Origin of the sequence: Vibrio sp. 11-4(1) (assembly GCF_013048625.1) — a bacterium.
GTDB classification, from domain to species: Bacteria; Pseudomonadota; Gammaproteobacteria; order Enterobacterales; family Vibrionaceae; genus Vibrio; species Vibrio diabolicus.
On the sequence record NZ_VHSY01000001.1, the window covers coordinates 48,579 to 62,011 of the forward strand.

The following is a 13,433-nucleotide window of genomic DNA, read 5'->3' on the forward strand; positions in this document are numbered from 1 at the left end:
GACTGGCTTGCCAATGTTGTCGATTGTGATTGAGGTAATAAAAAAGCGCTCTTCCGTTGAAGAGCGCTTTTACTGTATCTAAAAGAAGTTCGTTACTTCTTAACGCCTTCGATATGAAGTTCCATATCAACATAGCTTGAAGCACCCATTACTGGGATATCAAAGTCAGCAAGCTCGAGGCGAGTGTTACCAACGAAGCCAGCGCGCTCACCACCCCATGGGTCACTACCTGCGCCAACAAATTCAGCTTCGATAGTAATAGGCTTAGTAACACCGTGTAGCGTTAGATCACCAGTTACATCTAGCTTGCCATTGCCTTTATCAACCACTTTTGTGCTTTTAAAGGTCGCTTCGCTGTATTTACCAGCATCAATGAAGTCACCACTACGAATGTGCTTGTCACGTTCAGCGTGGTTGGAGTCTAAGCTAGTTGTATCAACAACAACATTCACTTTTGAATCAGCAATGTTGTTCTCATCAAAAGAAAAGTCACCAGAAAATGTATTGAAACGACCTTTGATGAAGCTGTAACCCAAGTGACTAACTTTAAAGTTAATTGAAGCGTGAGCACCTTTGGTATCGATGACATAATCTGCAGCTTGCGCACCAAATGGTAGTGCCATAGCGATAGCTAATCCTGTAGCGAAGAGTGACTTTTTCATTTTGAAGCTCCTAACATTTTTCTTAATGTGTTGTCTTTATCGATAAAGTGGTGTTTTAGCGCAGCAATAGCGTGCAAACCTGCTATCAGGATGACGGCCCAAGCTGCGTAGAAGTGAATTTCACCCGCTATGTCTGATTGTCCTGGGAATAACTCTCCCGCTCCTGGCACGGTAAACCAATTAAACACTTCGATACCGCGTCCATCAGACGTTGAAATGAGGTAACCTGAAACAAAGATGGTGACCAATAGTAGGTACATAACACCATGCGCCGCTTTAGCAGCAAGCACTTCGTAAGGTTTGCCTTCTACCTTTGGTGACGCCGTAACATGTTTCCATACAATGCGTGCCAAAGTTAAAATAGCGAGTAAAATACCGACAGAGCGATGGTAATGTGGTGCAGTTCGATACCATTCGCTGTAATAGCTAAGGTCGACCATCCACAAACCCACTGCAAATAGACCAATAATGCACAGCGCAGATAACCAGTGCATCACGCGTGCAGTAAGGTTGTAATTCTTTACCAGTGTATCCATCTCAAGTTCCTAGATATATTCCTAAGTTAATGTTGAGCAAGAAACACTACATTAACCTATTTACGTCATATGAAACAGATTATTTACCATCATTTACATCCAGCCAATGGCACCGTATCTATCAAGTTGTTCGAATTTTTTGAAGGAACTTTAAATCGTTTATAAAACTGAAACTTACAGCTTAACTTCTTGTTCTATCTCATACAGCTCTTCGGACACTTCTAACATTCTACGTTCAACCAGTGATTTTGCATCTTCCACCCCCTTGTTGTAATAAATTGGCCCTAGTTTTTCTGTAATGAAATCAATAAGAAATTCACTATCGAACTGGCCAATCTCAACATCTAGTTCGTCCTGCATATAATCTTGAATGGCGGTTGCCAGCGTTTCTTTTTGTGCACGTTCTAACTTTATCATCTTTGCCCTTTTTCAGAATTTTGTTCTATGTGTGCTTCTATCGTCTTGCTCTCTTAAAGAGTAGGCGCGATCATTTGTGAGAAATTTGGTGTTTAGATCAAGAAGTTGCCGAAGTAAATTAGTCTATTCTCAAAAGACTATGCTAACCTTTTGCAGTTCGTTTTGTTAATTATTAAGGGATATTCTTTGCTACTCGACCTAGTGATTCAAAGTGTTAATGATTTTCAAGACGACTGTCTTAAGCTGTGTGAAAAGCATTACCCTGCGGTACATAACCAAGGCATGAGTGAGCATCATCTTGGTCTCGCGTTTTCAAGAAGAATGGAACACACTTTCCGTCACTTCGGATACAACAGCGTGGTAAAACCAATTGAAGTTTTAAATACGCCGGACCTTCCTCATCACTACCGTATTTCATCTGAAATAGGCACGGTTTGGGTCCTGAGCCACCATATGGTCAGTGCGGGAAAATCTTGTCGAGAAAACTTACTCTCATCAATTACGGAATGGCAAAGCGAATATGGTTATGCGCTGCAACCGAATGATCTACTCTTTTTAGTTTGTGATCATTGGATCAGTCGCAGTAAAACGAGCCGAGAGTTGCTTCATTGGTGGATGGGTGAACTGCCCGATCAGATCAACGAATACACGGAGCAAGGCATCACGCTGTACACCAGCGAATCACAGCTCACGCAATCGTTAGACACTCGATTTGGCATTAGTCCTTGTTACATTAAGTTTGGTCATCCTTTACGTCGCTCGAACAAACAACAGTTGGTCAGAAAATACTTACAACTGTATGCAGTACTACAATGGTAACATCAAATTGCATTAGGAAGATTGTCAGTCATTTCATCAATTTGTTTGATATCACTCGACAAATCTAATCATCTTTTACCATCATTCTTGCTTGAGTTCATGAGCCCACTTAGATTCACTGCCAATGAAATAAAAATTAGCGCGATAGCGCTGATGTAGAAGCATTGATTTAGGTTGTTGTAACAATGATGAGCACCTCGCAACTCCTTAGTTGCATCCGCAAACAAGCCGACGGGCAATATATTGCGAAATACGCAAAGCTCACTCTTCGAAGTGTCTTTCAACCTATATATAAAAAAGATATTTCTATCGTTGGACTTGAGGCACTAGTAAGAATTACCAATGCTAATGGCGCCATGATCAGGCCAGATCAGTTTTTCCAATCAAAAACCATTGCCGCTCAAGACCTACTCAATGTTGAACGCTTAAGTCGCCTAATTCATATCAAAAACTTTGCCCAATCTCACTTTCACAATAAACAACTGTTTCTTAATGTATTACCAGAAGCAGCAAAAATACTAGCCAGAGACATCACGTACAATTGGCTGCTAAAACAAACCATTTATCAATCTCATTTAGTAAATGAACAAATCGTCATGGAGTTGCTTGAGTTGAACGTAGAAGACGAGTCCTCTTTGTCGCAAGCAGCTCGTGAATTAAGCCAAGGCGGGTTTAAATTGGCGATCGACGATTATGGCGTCAATGCTTCAACAATTGAACGAGTGAAAGGCGTTCGTCCAGACATAATAAAGATGGATCGCTCGTTAATGCTGAGATACGAAAATGGTGACTGGAAAGCTCTAGTCGATGCATTATCACTAGCAAGAACGTTGCGTTCTAAAACCGTTATCGAAGGAATTGAAACCGAGCATCAACTTAACTTAATGAAAAAACTCGGTTTCGATATGTATCAAGGATACCTACTCGCTATCCCGCAAACGTTAGACGTTTATGAAGAGGCAAAAACAGCCTGACTATGTAAGAACAAAAGTTTGTGCGGTTTAGCGAGAGTTACGTGATTTACCACGGTTCTTATGAATCGCTAATTTTGCTTTTAGCTTACGCTTCTCTGATGAACGGCTTCGACGGCGTCCACTACCATTTTTCTCAGGCTCGACTTCTTCTATAAGGCTTGGCTCGAAGCCTGCCAACCATTCTTGCGGTAGGCGTTGATCAAGCAAATTCTCGATAGCATGCAATAAATATTCTTCATCCCGACTCATTAGAGAGACAGCTAAACCTGACTTTCCTGCACGGCCAGTACGGCCTATACGGTGGACATAATCTTCGGCTTTAAATGGCATATCAAAGTTAACCACTTGCTCTAACTCTTGAATATCCAGCCCTCGTGCTGCTACATCTGTCGCAATCAACGCACGCACCTTACCTTGTTTGAACTCATCCAACGCTCTTTGACGCGCACCCTGTGACTTATCCCCGTTAATTGAAACCGCTTTTATGCCATCTAACTTAAGCTCTTTTGCTAGCTCATCGCTACCTTGCTTAGTTTTTGTAAATACAAGCACTTGCTGCCAATTGCGCGAGCCAATCAAGTACGCCAATAATTCACGTTTACGCTTTTTGTCTACCGGATAAACCATCTGTTTTACCGTTTCAGCCGTCGTGTTTGCTGGTGACACTTCAACTTCAACCGGCGATTCCATGAGTTTGTACGCAATAGTTTTTATTCGCTTTTCAAATGTCGCAGAGAATAACAGGATCTGTTTTTCGGCGGGTAAACGTCGGAAGATGCGTTGCAAGTCAGGCCAGAATCCCATATCTAACATACGGTCGGCTTCGTCTAGAACGAGCATACTGGTTTTGGAGATGTTTACGTTGCCATTAAACAGATGATCCAAAAGGCGGCCTGGTGTTGCAATCAAAATATCAGCGCCCTCTTCTAACTTCCTCTTTTGTACGCCAATGCTTGTACCACCATAAACACACACAATGCGAAGTTCTGTTTGTGCAGAGTACTGATTCAAATTATCAAATACCTGCTGCGCAAGCTCGCGTGTTGGAACCAAAATCAATGCTTGAGGCGTGCCGTTGAGTTTTTTTTGCTGAACGGTTTGTATAATAGGTAAACCAAACGCAGCTGTTTTCCCCGTACCAGTTTGTGCAGCAGCAAGTAAGTTCTTTCCTTCAAGGACATGTGGAATAGACTTTTCTTGCACTGGTGTTGGCGTCACGATATTTAGATCGCTTAGCGTCTCGATTAGCTTTTGTTCAATGCCTAAGTCAGCAAAATTAACAGACATGTGTAACCTCATTATTTTTGGAGCGCAGAGTTTACCAGAGCCCCAATAGCCATACTACTTTTCTATCTCATTGGGCTGAATCAATAAGCTGTTGCTGAAAATCATACGACTGACGTAAAACGTCTCGATAGAGTGTCGAGAACTTCTCTTCCAATACTGTGTAATCACTCTCAATCACTTTAAATGTTGTAGTAAGGTCAGCCATTCTCGGACTTCTTTGCGACATTCGATGTAATGCAAATTCGATACTATCCAGGTCTTGGTATGACTGAAGCCATCGACCTTGCCACATCCGGCTGTGGAGCACCAAAAAACGCGGCGGCAAATGTTCATCAACGTCACGGTTTACTCGCTCGTATGCCGAGTCGACAAAGTGTTCGAGAGATACGGCATAAAAGTCGTCCCAGTGTTTTGCAAGACAATGGTCCCAGAACATATCGAGAGCGATAGGGGCAAAGCGCCGCGCAGTACCTTTGAAGTGAGGTTTGCATTCGTTAACAATAGGATGGTGATCGGTAATGCGGTCAACAAATCTATGTAATTTGATGCCGTTCGAGATATCACGTTCATACAGCTTGCTTGGATCCCCTTTTACGAAGTCTCCAAGCAAGTTTCCCAATAAATGGCTGTTACAGTGGTCTGCGATATGCAGGTGGGCTAGAAAGTTCATCCGACGCCAGTTTTGGCCTTTAAGGCTTGGTGTGACATGAACCTAGTATAACGTCTATTACGACGAGATGAGAGTGTTCCGCTATTCGGCTTCGTTGTCTGAGCCAACGTATTCCGACAAGATAATGCCAATTTCAAGCGCATCTAGCAGCTCTAGGCTCTCATCGTTTTGGTATTGGTCGCTCATTGTGACCTCCTTTATTTTAAGCTCTCTTGCTTGTACTTGCTGACGGCTTGGCCTTGCCATTTCCACGTCAACAGCTCCTTTTTATAGTCTTTATATGACACATTCATGACAGCGAGAAGTAAAGATTTAAAAACCTATGAGCAGAATCAAAAGTAAACGTTTGCAACCAGATTTCATATCTACTTAGCACTTCAGAGAACTAGCTCTTTTATCAATATTTATGTCAATTTAAAGATATAACATACCGTTATAGGCGTCCTTAGATCTCATTTCTTAAACTAAATTTAGTTTTCGTTACATATTTTGCTGATTAACTTCGCATATTTTGTTTCGATATAGCAATAGATTTGGTCAATATCTTTTATCTCTAATGGAGCTTTAAATGAGAGAAGTTGAGTTTAGAACGATAGACAGGCTGTTTATCAAGATGTCTATCAACGACAAAATGTGGGTTATATTCCTGCTGTTTTTAGTAGCCCTCACTTCTGTGGCTGGAAGCCGCTACTTCAATGAAATACAACAATTTAAACAACAAGCGATTTCTGCTAGCGAAGCGAAACTTTCTGGTATTGTTGACGCTCAACCAGGTCATGTTCCACAAATTGACGGCGTATCGAAATCAAGTCGCGTAAGCGAGAGCTCTTTTGTTGATGGCTCTGTCACCGCTTATGCAAAGTTGCATTCTGGCGAAGTGATTAAGTTGACTCAAAACGTATCCGCGCAATACGAATCTGCAAAGTCGTCAGCCTTAACCTCTCTGTTACTCAGCTTTTTATGGGTTGTTCCTTTTGCCCTTTTCTCTTACTGGGTTGCGACCTTTATAGGAGGCGCCCTGTGGGTTTTATATACGACAACCGAAAAAATTGGTGAAGGTGATTTAACCTCTCGCCTTGGTTTTCATCCTGGCCGAGACGAGTTTGGCACCATTGGTTGCGCGTTAGATAAATCTATGGACACCTTAAGTGAACTGGTTAACAGTGTGAAAAATAATGCGGCTACATTGAGTGAGACATCTTCTGCATTCGAAAAAGATATGCAGTTGAGCGAAACGCAGATATCTCATCAATATCAAACACTCGATTCCGTCGCGACAGCAATGGAAGAAATGACAGCCTCTGCAAAAGAAGTATCCAGCATTTCCCAACAAGCGACGATGCAATCCGATCAGGATGCTCAAAAGATCGAGCTAAGCAGAAATCGCGTGCAAAATGTGATTGGAGAAATTGAGACGTTATCCAGCTATATTGAACAGGCTTCCACATCAGTAACCAATTTAAATGAAAACACGACGCAGATTAATGACGTTATCACAACGATCAATGCCATTTCAGAACAAACCAACCTATTGGCTCTGAATGCGGCAATTGAAGCGGCACGCGCCGGGGAGCAAGGTCGTGGATTTGCTGTGGTTGCTGATGAAGTGCGTACATTGGCAAGCCGAACTCAACAGGCAACAGTAGAAATTCAAGCCATGATTGAGAAACTACAAGCCGAAAGCCAGAACATTGCTTCAATCACTGATCGAACCGTTCAACAAGCGCAAACCAGTAGCCAGCTTATTGATGAAATTGGTCATGATGTGACGTCCATTGCTGAATCCGCACGCTCATTGATGGACATGAGTATCCAAATTTCCACCTCAGCAGAAGAACAAAGCGCAGTCGCCAACGATATTGCATCTGAGCTTTCAGAAATTCGCAGCCAGTCGAGCACAATCAGAGAAGTTGCAGAGCAATCTACCGTAGGGGTAGCTAGTCTCACTCAGGCGTCAGTGTCTCTTGGTGAGGTATTACAACGCTACCGCACAGCATAACTTTGCAGCATTTATGATCAACAAGGGCTCCTCAGGAGCCTTTTTCTTTAAACCGTTTTCAGCCGTTATCGTCGATATTTTCTACTACACACAAGTGGATATTTGAAGTGAATCTCAAGTTCTCGCTGTACCTGATGAAATAATGTTCATAAACAGAGCGTTCCGCTATGCTTAATCCTGCCAATTCCAATTTGCTGCTGGAAAACAATATGAATAATTACAAAGATACAAAAGACATCGAAAACCTAAGTTGCCCTCTCTGCCAGGGGGATGAATATCTCATTTCATCGGATGGAGAGAAATTCACATGCGCTGCTTGCGGATTTCATACAAAAAGCTTCTCATCCATCCAATGCCTACATCAAACCCCTTACCTACAGTCCAAACTTAAACATATCCATAGCTTAAGTACGGTGTGCCATTAAGAGATTAAACAGAGCAGCTAAATAGCTGCTCTTTTAATTCATCTAAATGTTGAATGCGAATTACGCGTTCATCATCAACACGATTGATTGCCTCACCATTAAATAGCTGTACGGTTTTAATGCCAGCGTTTAATCCCGCTTCTACGCCTTTAGGTGTGTCATCAATATAAAGACAGTCGCTCGGTAAAAAGCCCATGCTCATTGCACTGTACATAATTAAGTCAGGTTCAGGCTTCCAACTATTCGCATCGAATGCAGAGAACACTTTCCCCTGGAAAGCATCGAGCAATCCTGTTAACTCCAATGCGTATTCTATTTTATCTTTCGGCCCATTGGACGCGACACAATATTCGATATTATGCGAATCTAAAAACTGAATTAATCGCTTTGCGCCATCCATCGGCTGTAAGTGGCGAACAAAAAGAGACTGGACTTCTTCACGGTATTGCGGCTCTAAGACATCAATAGGGACTTTGATATTTTTCAGCTCTTTAGTATCTAAAAGGATGTCAGCGAGCTTTCCTCCTTTAAAATGAGAAACGCACTCTTCCATCGTTAATTCTGCGCCATGCAGGTTAAATACATTGACGAGAGCTTGGCAACACAATCGTTCACTATCGACCAACGTACCATCACAATCAAATATCACGCACTTAATATTGGTAATTGCCATAGCCATCTCCAGACATCTTAAAGGCTAATGCCCTAGCTGATTTTAAAAATGTTGGCTTAATCTTATTTAAGTTTGGGATTGTTGAAACGACGAGCTTGGCATTTCATGGAAATAGAGGGGAGCAATTACAGTTTTTCTAAGCAAGATCACCTATCGTCATCTTGCTTTACTTTTTATGCATTTGAGTGCGCAAATTAGCTTTCAATAATCACCGAATCTAAAAGCTTGTGTTCGGTACTTAGTCTTTTAGCAAGATCCGCCACAAACGAACTCTTGTATTTTGATTCAGAAACCGCGACATCAGAGATAAGCGTGTTTCCTTCAAGGTGGCTAATAACAGCGGCACCAATTGGAGCTCCAGCTTTAAAACCAACATATAATTCAAAATCTGGCGTTAGAATTATCTGAGTGAGATATTCTACAATCATATCTTTATCGTGCTGTTGATCCCAACGCTGAGACTGCAGGACAGAAAACATGATAGTAAGTCGGTGAAAATCGACCAGAAAAATATCGTCAGAGCTAAATTCAGAATTACTTTCAAGTAGCGTGTCTTTGTCGACCACTTGATAGGTTGCTTGTTCTAGTGCTTTGAAATAGACATCACGCCCTTTCAGACTCTCTGGTGTTGGAAATTCAACTTCAACCAGATCATACAGCCATGTATTTTTACGCTCGATACTGGCTAACTGTTGTTCATTCATTTTGATACCTTAGTTGCAAAACGAAATGTGCAAAGTGTTTCATTCTCACATAGAGTGAAGCTTAGACAGAGCGACAAGCGATATAAAGTCATATTGGGAGAAAGTATGGTCACTCTAACTCATCATTTCGTTTAGAGCAGTACATTAGCATGAAGCCCACAACAAACCTAGCGTACGTAGACCTTTCCTTGGCTAAATTTTGTTTTAGTTGCAAACCTCTGATAGATTTCATCAATATCTTTCCTAGTTAAGGACAAAAATAATGAAAAAGATGCTGTTAAGTGCATTGCTTGCTACTACGCTGGTTGGCTGTTCAGATAACGATGTTGCTGATGTAGGACTCGGTTGGTTTACTTTGAAAGACATCAAAGTAGGTGAATTAAAAGACGAGGTAGTTACGGGGGTTACGTGTCACATCGCTTCTATCGAAGCCGATTTTAGCTTGGCGGATCCAAGTGACAGCTCAATATCATGTCGTCAGACTGGCGAAATCACACCGGAAATGATTGCAAAAATAGATAAAAGCAAGTCTGGCGAAATTGTATTTAAGAAGTCAAAAAGTATTTTCTTCAAAACAATGAAGGTTCGCCGAATTTATGATGCAGACAACCAAACCTTACTCTACCTGTCTTACACAACAAAAGAGACAGACGGTAGCTTTAAGCACAGCCTATCGACGGTTCCACTTTGGGGCACCAAGGCTTACGTTGAGCCAACTGAAGTTAAAAAGTAACGCGGCTAATTTTGGGTAGCTCCAAGCTCGTTGTTAAAGAGAATAACCGCTCAACAATCTGAAAAGCGACCAATTGCAGTACTATAAGCATCAGTAATTTAGGCTATCTTGGTCGCAATTTCTCCAGCTCGCTGATTTTTTCAGCGGGCAAACTTCTTTGTAATAAAACGCCACGATTTTCATTTTTTTGTGATACAATCCCGCCTCTTTTTTTTCTCACTCAAGAACAAGCATGAAGTTTCCTGGTCAGCGTAAATCTAAACACTACTTCCCAACTCACGCTCGAGATCCATTAGTAAACCAAATCCGACAAGCGCCTAAGCTATATCGCCCAACTATTGTTGGTGTCGGTCAAACCATCGTAGATATCGAAGCGCGTGTAGATGATGCGTTTTTAGAAAAATACAACCTAAGTAAAGGACATTCACTCGTTCTTGAAGAAAGCAAAGCAGATGCACTTTACGAAGAACTGGTTGAGCAAGGCCTGATCACACACCAATACCCAGGTGACACGATTGGCAACACTCTGCACAATTACTCAGTATTGGCGGATAGCAAATCCGTTTTGCTCGGTGTGATGTCCAAGAACATTCAAGTCGGTTCTTTTGCTTACCGCTACCTTTGCCGCACGTCTTCACGCATGAACCTCAACCACCTACAAACGGTAGATGGTCCTATTGGTCGTTGTTATACCCTGATTTCTCAAGATGGCGAACGCACATTTGCTATCAATGAAGGTCACATGAACCAACTACTTCCGGAAAGCATTCCTGAAGAGATCTTTGAGAAAGCATCAGCTCTGGTTGTTTCTTCTTACCTAATGCGCGGTAAAGAAGAGGATCCAATGCCGAAAGCGGTCCAAAAAGCGATCGACTTTGCCAAGAAGCACGATGTCCCTGTTGTACTGACTTTAGGCACAAAGTACGTTATCGAAGGTAACGCGCAGTGGTGGCAAGAGTACATTCGCGAGAACATATCTGTTGTTGCAATGAATGAAGAAGAAGGCGCCGCATTAACAGGCGAGACAGAACCGCTAGCGGCTGCTGATAAAGCACTTGAGTGGGTCGATCTTGTTCTATGTACTGCTGGGCCAAATGGCCTATACATGGCAGGTTACACTGACGAAAAAGTAAAACGAGAAACCACACACGACATTCTTGAAGGCTCAATTGAAGCCTTTAACCAATACGAATTTAGTCGTGCGATGCGTAAAGGAGATAGTGAGAAGCCAATGAAGGTATACTCTTACATTGGTCCTTACCTAGGTGGTCCACTAGAGATTAAGAACACCAACGGCGCAGGTGATGCGGCGCTTTCTGCTTTACTGCACGATATGGCTGCAAACTCTTTCCATCAAAAAGAAGTGCCTAACTCAGAAAAGCACGAAGTACGCTGTTTGACTTACTCATCACTTTCTCAGATCTGTAAATATGCAAACCGAGTAAGCTATGAAGTGTTGACGCAACACTCTCCTCGCCTATCGCGAGCACTTCCTGAACGAGAAGACAGCTTAGAAGAAACTTACTGGGATCGTTAAGATCACAGCTTTAAAGCTAAAAATACATCAAGGTCACCATTTGGTGGCCTTTTTGTTTTGATCTGGCGCAGTAATTAGTAGATTTTGTTAGTATGTAGCACAGTATAGAGCAGTAAACTCTTTACATACCGAATCGAAACAGTACCATCACCGAGCAAACGTTTGCCCAACAATAATACTTGCTCCAACTCAGATTGTTTTTCAACACTACCTGCGAGTCACTTTAGGGATTATCCATGCAGTCAGATATTGAAATTTGCCGAAACACACCACTTTCTTCTATTGATGTTATTGCGGAAAAAGTAGGGTTACTACCCGAAGAATATGACACTCACGGGAAGCACAAAGCCAAAGTCCATCCAAAATGTTTGGAGCGGCTCAAAGAGAATGATAACGGTAAGCTTGTGCTTGTTACTGCGATCACTCCTACCCCACTTGGCGAAGGAAAAACCGTTACAACAGTCGGACTGGCGCAAGGTTTAGCTAAGCTTAGACAATCCGTTATCGCATGTATTAGACAACCTTCTATGGGGCCTGTATTCGGTATTAAAGGCGGTGCTGCTGGCGGTGGTTATTCCCAAGTTGCTCCAATGGAAGAACTGAACTTGCACCTTACTGGTGACATCCATGCGGTGACGGCGGCGCATAATCTAGCTTCAGCCGCGCTTGATGCTCGCTTGTATCATGAACAGCGCGAAGGCTATGATGCCTTTGAAGCACGTACTGGATTAAAGGCACTTAAAATCGATACGGCAAGCATTACTTGGAAACGAGTAATGGACCATAATGATCGTGCACTACGTAAAGTCAAAATTGGGTTAAATGAGCCAGGAAAAGTCATCAATGGATACGAACGCGACGAAGGGTTCGATATTTCTGCCGCGTCTGAGTTAATGGCTATCATTGCACTGGCTAAAGATTTGAAAGATTTACGTCAGCGTATTGGGAAAATTGTCGTAGCGTACGATTTGAACCGAAACCCGGTAACCACGGAGGATCTGCAAGTTGCAGGAGCAATGGCTGTGACATTAAAAGAGGCCATAGCACCGACACTGATGCAAACTCTGGAAGGTGTTCCTACGTTGATTCACGCAGGCCCGTTTGCAAACATCGCCCATGGAAATTCATCTATTATTGCCGACGATATCGCGCTAAAACTATCAGGTTACACTGTAACAGAGGCGGGGTTTGGCTCAGATATGGGATTTGAGAAAGCGTGTAACATTAAAGCTGCCGCCGCCAGCAAGGCGCCAGATTGTGTAGTGATAGTAGCGACATTACGCGGCCTCAAAGCAAATTCTGGACACTACGATTTACGACCAGGTATGGTCATTCCAGATTCCATTTTTAATCCAGACCAAGCAGCGTTGGAAGCGGGATTTGAAAACTTAAAATGGCACATTAATAACGTTCATAAATATGGCATTCCAGCTGTTGTCGCTATTAACCAGTTCCCGCAAGATTGTGAGAAAGAGCTTAAAATACTTAAAGAGCTGGTTCAGCAATTTAATCCGGAAGTTAAAGTCGCTATCAGCACCGCTTTTGCGCAAGGCGGGCAAGGCACAACTCAGTTAGCTCAACATGTTATTGACGCTTGTACCCAGCCTACAGAGTTTCGTCCTTTATACAATAAAGAACAATCGTTACACGAAAAACTTATGGCTGTGTGTGAAGCTGGCTATGGTGCCGCCAATATAGAAATGAGTTCCCTTGCTACTGAACAGCTCAACCATTTTGAAAATCTAGGTTTTAACAACTTAGCGGTTTGCATAGCGAAAACCCCACTATCGATAACAACAGATTCCGCTGTCAAAGGCGCGCCGACAGGTTTTACAGTCCCTATCCACGAGTTACGTCTGTGTGCTGGCGCTGGGTTTGTGTATGCGTTATCAGGCACGGTGATGACGATGCCAGGTTTGCCTGATAAACCTGCATTTATGAATTTAGACCTTGATGATGAAGGAAATATCGTCGGTCTCTCTTAGTGTAACGTCAAC

The 13,433-nt window shown here is 42.5% G+C and carries 13 protein-coding genes; 6 read left to right on the forward strand and 7 right to left on the reverse strand.

Going from position 1 to position 13,433, the window contains the following annotated elements; genetic code table 11:
* Positions 1-92: 92 nt before the first annotated feature.
* The 3 genes from FKN16_RS00205 to FKN16_RS00215 form a co-directional block, all read right to left on the reverse strand.
* The gene (locus tag FKN16_RS00205) at positions 93-662 is read right to left on the reverse strand and encodes a YceI family protein (RefSeq protein WP_005395526.1); all 570 of its coding nucleotides are present in this window, start codon (positions 660-662) and stop codon (positions 93-95) included.
* Positions 659-1,198, reverse strand: a complete 540-nt coding sequence (locus FKN16_RS00210) for a cytochrome b (RefSeq protein ID WP_012842319.1) — start codon at positions 1,196-1,198, stop codon at positions 659-661. Before FKN16_RS00210 ends, FKN16_RS00205 begins: the two co-directional genes overlap by 4 nt.
* Before the next feature lie 174 nt (positions 1,199-1,372).
* Positions 1,373-1,615, reverse strand: coding sequence for a DUF2164 domain-containing protein (locus tag FKN16_RS00215; protein ID WP_005395529.1), 243 nt, complete (start codon positions 1,613-1,615; stop codon positions 1,373-1,375).
* 186 nt (positions 1,616-1,801) lie between these two features.
* Between FKN16_RS00215 and FKN16_RS00220 the strand changes: the two genes are divergently transcribed.
* Positions 1,802-2,434, forward strand: coding sequence for a hypothetical protein (locus FKN16_RS00220; RefSeq protein ID WP_005395531.1), 633 nt, complete (start codon positions 1,802-1,804; stop codon positions 2,432-2,434).
* 185 nt (positions 2,435-2,619) lie between these two features.
* Entirely contained in the window at positions 2,620-3,408 is a 789-nt protein-coding gene (locus tag FKN16_RS00225) for an EAL domain-containing protein (RefSeq protein ID WP_152814655.1), read from the forward strand.
* Positions 3,409-3,435: 27 nt separating this feature from the next.
* Here FKN16_RS00225 and FKN16_RS00230 read toward each other — a convergent pair whose 3' ends face one another.
* Together FKN16_RS00230 and FKN16_RS00235 are read right to left on the reverse strand one after the other, a co-directional pair.
* Positions 3,436-4,695: a DEAD/DEAH box helicase gene (locus FKN16_RS00230; RefSeq protein ID WP_170901699.1), complete on the reverse strand. Its 1,260-nt coding sequence runs from the start codon at positions 4,693-4,695 to the stop codon at positions 3,436-3,438.
* A 67-nt stretch (positions 4,696-4,762) separates the two neighbouring features.
* Positions 4,763-5,365: an ACP phosphodiesterase gene (locus FKN16_RS00235; protein WP_170901700.1), complete on the reverse strand. Its 603-nt coding sequence runs from the start codon at positions 5,363-5,365 to the stop codon at positions 4,763-4,765.
* A gap of 568 nt (positions 5,366-5,933) precedes the next feature.
* On the opposite strand from FKN16_RS00235, the gene FKN16_RS00240 reads away from it, so the two are divergent.
* On the forward strand, positions 5,934-7,364 hold the full coding sequence (locus FKN16_RS00240) for a methyl-accepting chemotaxis protein (protein WP_145535020.1): 1,431 nt from the start codon (positions 5,934-5,936) through the stop codon (positions 7,362-7,364).
* A 429-nt stretch (positions 7,365-7,793) separates the two neighbouring features.
* On the opposite strand, the gene FKN16_RS00245 is transcribed toward FKN16_RS00240, so the two are convergent.
* Together FKN16_RS00245 and FKN16_RS00250 are read right to left on the reverse strand one after the other, a co-directional pair.
* A complete protein-coding gene (locus FKN16_RS00245; protein ID WP_170901701.1) occupies positions 7,794-8,462 on the reverse strand; it encodes an HAD-IA family hydrolase in 669 nt (222 codons plus the stop codon).
* A gap of 194 nt (positions 8,463-8,656) precedes the next feature.
* The gene (locus FKN16_RS00250) at positions 8,657-9,166 is read right to left on the reverse strand and encodes a flavodoxin (protein WP_170901702.1); all 510 of its coding nucleotides are present in this window, start codon (positions 9,164-9,166) and stop codon (positions 8,657-8,659) included.
* A gap of 262 nt (positions 9,167-9,428) precedes the next feature.
* Here FKN16_RS00250 and FKN16_RS00255 point away from each other — a divergent pair, with 262 nt between their 5' ends.
* The 3 genes from FKN16_RS00255 (at position 9,429) to FKN16_RS00265 (ending at position 13,421) form a co-directional block, all read left to right on the forward strand.
* Positions 9,429-9,899, forward strand: coding sequence for a CreA family protein (locus FKN16_RS00255; RefSeq protein WP_005397614.1), 471 nt, complete (start codon positions 9,429-9,431; stop codon positions 9,897-9,899).
* A 232-nt stretch (positions 9,900-10,131) separates the two neighbouring features.
* Positions 10,132-11,436 (forward strand): inosine/guanosine kinase, encoded by a 1,305-nt coding sequence (locus FKN16_RS00260; protein ID WP_170901703.1) that lies wholly within the window; start codon positions 10,132-10,134, stop codon positions 11,434-11,436.
* A 236-nt stretch (positions 11,437-11,672) separates the two neighbouring features.
* Positions 11,673-13,421: a formate--tetrahydrofolate ligase gene (locus FKN16_RS00265; protein WP_170901704.1), complete on the forward strand. Its 1,749-nt coding sequence runs from the start codon at positions 11,673-11,675 to the stop codon at positions 13,419-13,421.
* The last annotated feature ends 12 nt before the right edge of the window (positions 13,422-13,433 follow it).

Excerpts from the sequence above, each read along its gene's own strand:
- FKN16_RS00205 (WP_005395526.1), bottom strand. The coding sequence starts at position 662 with ATGAAAAAGTCACTCTTCGCTACAGGATTAGCTATCGCTATGGCACTA.
- FKN16_RS00210 (WP_012842319.1), bottom strand. The coding sequence starts at position 1,198 with ATGGATACACTGGTAAAGAATTACAACCTTACTGCACGCGTGATGCAC.
- FKN16_RS00215 (WP_005395529.1), bottom strand. The coding sequence starts at position 1,615 with ATGATAAAGTTAGAACGTGCACAAAAAGAAACGCTGGCAACCGCCATT.
- FKN16_RS00225 (WP_152814655.1), top strand. The coding sequence starts at position 2,620 with ATGATGAGCACCTCGCAACTCCTTAGTTGCATCCGCAAACAAGCCGAC.
- FKN16_RS00230 (WP_170901699.1), bottom strand. The coding sequence starts at position 4,695 with ATGTCTGTTAATTTTGCTGACTTAGGCATTGAACAAAAGCTAATCGAG.
- FKN16_RS00235 (WP_170901700.1), bottom strand. The coding sequence starts at position 5,365 with ATGAACTTTCTAGCCCACCTGCATATCGCAGACCACTGTAACAGCCAT.
- FKN16_RS00240 (WP_145535020.1), top strand. The coding sequence starts at position 5,934 with ATGAGAGAAGTTGAGTTTAGAACGATAGACAGGCTGTTTATCAAGATG.
- FKN16_RS00245 (WP_170901701.1), bottom strand. The coding sequence starts at position 8,462 with ATGGCAATTACCAATATTAAGTGCGTGATATTTGATTGTGATGGTACG.
- FKN16_RS00250 (WP_170901702.1), bottom strand. The coding sequence starts at position 9,166 with ATGAATGAACAACAGTTAGCCAGTATCGAGCGTAAAAATACATGGCTG.
- FKN16_RS00255 (WP_005397614.1), top strand. The coding sequence starts at position 9,429 with ATGAAAAAGATGCTGTTAAGTGCATTGCTTGCTACTACGCTGGTTGGC.
- FKN16_RS00260 (WP_170901703.1), top strand. The coding sequence starts at position 10,132 with ATGAAGTTTCCTGGTCAGCGTAAATCTAAACACTACTTCCCAACTCAC.
- FKN16_RS00265 (WP_170901704.1), top strand. The coding sequence starts at position 11,673 with ATGCAGTCAGATATTGAAATTTGCCGAAACACACCACTTTCTTCTATT.